Here is a 2,899-nt window from a genome sequence, read left to right as displayed (position 1 = left end):
CTTCCCACTCTCCGGAAATCCCGCGGGAAGCCAGTTCTGACGTCGGCAGACGGCGGTGAGGATTCGACGGACCCGCCATATTGCGAGAAACTGCCGACAAATCAAATTCCAGCACACGTTCGTATTTGGCACTCTCCAAGTCGTCAGCCCACAGGCCAGTTTGCTTGGCATATTGTTCCACCAGCTCAACTTGCTGATCGTCACGACCTGTTAGCTTGAGGTAGTTGATGGTCTGCTCATCTATATAGAACATACCTGCCGTGGCGCCATATTCCGGTGTCATATTGGAGATGGTGGCACGGTCACCGATGGTAAGATCTTTCGCCCCTTCGCCAAAGAATTCCAGATAGGATGAAACCACACGCTCGTTGCGAAGGAACTCGGTAATAGCAAGAACAATATCGGTAGCCGTAATACCCGGCTGGCGTTTACCTGTCAGGTTAACACCGACAATATCCGGCAGGCGCATCATAGAAGGACGGCCCAGCATAACCGTCTCAGCTTCAAGGCCACCCACCCCAATGGCAATGACCCCCAATGCATCAACGTGCGGGGTATGGCTGTCGGTACCTACACAGGTATCCGGATAGGCAATCCCGTTCTTGGCCTGAACCACAGGCGACATCTTCTCCAGATTTATCTGGTGCATAATGCCGTTACCCGCCGGGATCACGCTGACATTTTCAAATGCGGTTTTACACCACTCGATAAAGTGGAAACGGTCTTCATTACGGCGCTCTTCAATTGCACGGTTTTTATCGAATGCTTCGGGATCAAAGCCTGCGTGCTCAACAGCCAGTGAATGGTCGACAATTAACTGAGTTTCCACCACCGGATTGACTTTCGCCGGATCGCCACCTTGATCAGCAATGGCATCGCGCAGACCAGCCAAATCGACTAGTGCTGTTTGCCCCAGGATATCGTGACAAACCACGCGTGCCGGATACCATGGGAAATCAAGGTCACGCTTGCGCTCGATGATCTGCTTCAGGCAGTCTGTCAGTGAATCGGGATCACAGCGTCTGACCAGTTGTTCGGCCAACACGCGCGAGGTGTAGGGAAGGGTCTCGTATGCACCCGGCGATATCTCGTTGACGGCTTCTCGGGTATCAAAGAAATCCAGTCCGCTGCCTGCAAGAGGCTTACGGTATTTTGTATTAATATTCATAATTTACATCCGTGAATTTACTGCTCGCAGAGCTATCTGGCGATGATCCCTCCCCCAATCCGCAGGGGGAGAGAATCAGCAGGGATACGCCTTCACTCGAAGTCTGTATTCAAGCGTTAACTGCGCTCTTCAATTGGCAGCCAATCCTGATGCTCCGGTCCTTCATAGTCGGCACTCGGACGGATAATCCGGTTATTGGCACGCTGCTCATACACGTGGGCAGCCCAGCCAGTGACACGGCTCATCACGAAGATGGGGGTGAACAGTTTGGTCGGTATCCCCATGAAGTGATAGGCCGAGGCATGGAAAAAGTCAGCATTACAAAATAGCCCTTTCTCCCGCTTCATCACCTGCTCGACACGCTCGGAAACCGCATACAAATGGGTATCGCCAACATCGGCAGAGAGTTTCTCCGACCATGCTTTAATTAAAGCATTCCGGGGGTCGGATTCACGGTAAATTGCATGACCAAAGCCCATTATTTTGTCTTTGTTGGCCAGCATCTGCATGATGCCAGCTTCAGCTTCATCGGCTGTCTGCCACTGTTCGATCATCGCCATCGCCGCTTCGTTGGCACCGCCATGTAACGGACCACGCAAGCTACCGATAGCCGCCGTGATACAGGAGTGAAGATCAGACAAGGTCGAGGCACAGACACGGGCTGTAAAGGTCGAGGCATTAAACTCATGCTCGGCGTACAGTACCAGCGAGCAATGCATCACCTGCTTGTGAAGCTCCGACGGCGCTTTGCCTGTCAGCATCTCGAGGAAGTAACCACCGATGCTGTCTTCACTACTATTGGCCGTGTCGATACGAACACCGTCATAACTGTAGCGATACCAGTAACAGATAATGGCCGGTAACATGGCAAGCAAGGTGTCGGTTTTCTCGTCCTGCTCGGCAAAATCGAGCTCCTGATCGAGATTACCCAGCATTGAACAACCGGTGCGCATTACATCCATCGGATGGGCATCAGCAGGGATCGCCTCCAGCACCTGGCACAATGCCGGTGGCAAGCCGCGGGCTTTCTTCAATACTTGTTTGTAGCTGTCCAGTTCTGCCTGAGTCGGTAACTTACCCTTGAGTAGCAAATAAGCGACTTCCTCAAACTCGGCATAGTTGGCCAGATCCGTAATGTCATAACCTCGGTAAGTCAGCCCGGTACCGGTTTTGCCGACAGTACATAGTGATGTTGTTCCGGCACTCTGACCTCGCAGGCCCGCACCACCCAATGCTTTTTTGTCTTCGCTCTTGTTGTCCTTATTCGTATCAGCTACGGCTATCGCAGTCATAGCAGACTCCTTATTTGCTTCACGTTAATCCATTGCCTTTCTTGAAATACAAGTGATAAAAACCCTCGTACCCGTCGAAATGGCAGCGACTGAATCAGTACTAAATAAATAGTCAATTATTGGTAATATTAAAAAATATTAATTTTCTTGGGCTTCCCGCTTTTTAGCGTTATGGCTTCCTTGCCTAGTTCTTATTATTTACGTTGTTATCTATATTTTTATTATTGGGGTTTATCTTGTTGTTTTTGCACCTACATAAAGCGATGCACTATCTACTACACTCTTTGTTTTCAGCAGGCTTATTTCCGCTTACTTTTCACTAAATAGTTTATCGAGCTTCTGCTCATAGTCGTGGTAGCCTAAATAATGGTAGAGCTGCTCACGAGTTTGCATTTGATCCACCACATTACGCTGGTGACCGTCTTTCCTTATATGCTGA

General features: G+C 50.1%; 2 protein-coding genes and 1 pseudogene. All 3 read right to left on the bottom strand.

Annotation, left to right across the window (positions count from 1 at the left end; translation table 11 throughout):
* The coding region (locus tag MHN01_RS23045; RefSeq protein ID WP_239413682.1) for an aconitase family protein at positions 1–1,168 on the bottom strand (1,168 nt) is incomplete at its 3' end.
* A gap of 116 nt (positions 1,169–1,284) precedes the next feature.
* Complete coding sequence (gene prpC / locus MHN01_RS23040; protein WP_239413681.1) at positions 1,285–2,460, bottom strand: 2-methylcitrate synthase; 1,176 nt, start codon at positions 2,458–2,460, stop codon at positions 1,285–1,287.
* A gap of 309 nt (positions 2,461–2,769) precedes the next feature.
* Positions 2,770–2,899 (bottom strand): annotated as a pseudogene (gene prpB, locus MHN01_RS23035) (methylisocitrate lyase); the annotation flags it as partial.

Origin of the sequence: Photobacterium sp. OFAV2-7 (assembly GCF_022347985.1) — a bacterium.
Classification (GTDB): domain Bacteria; phylum Pseudomonadota; class Gammaproteobacteria; order Enterobacterales; family Vibrionaceae; genus Photobacterium.
Note: the sequence above shows the minus strand (reverse complement) of the source record. Positions and strands in the feature narration are given on the sequence as shown.

What these genes read in the sequence shown, in the direction of transcription:
- prpC (WP_239413681.1), bottom strand. Translation starts at nt 2,460, where the DNA reads ATGACTGCGATAGCCGTAGCTGATACGAATAAGGACAACAAGAGCGAA.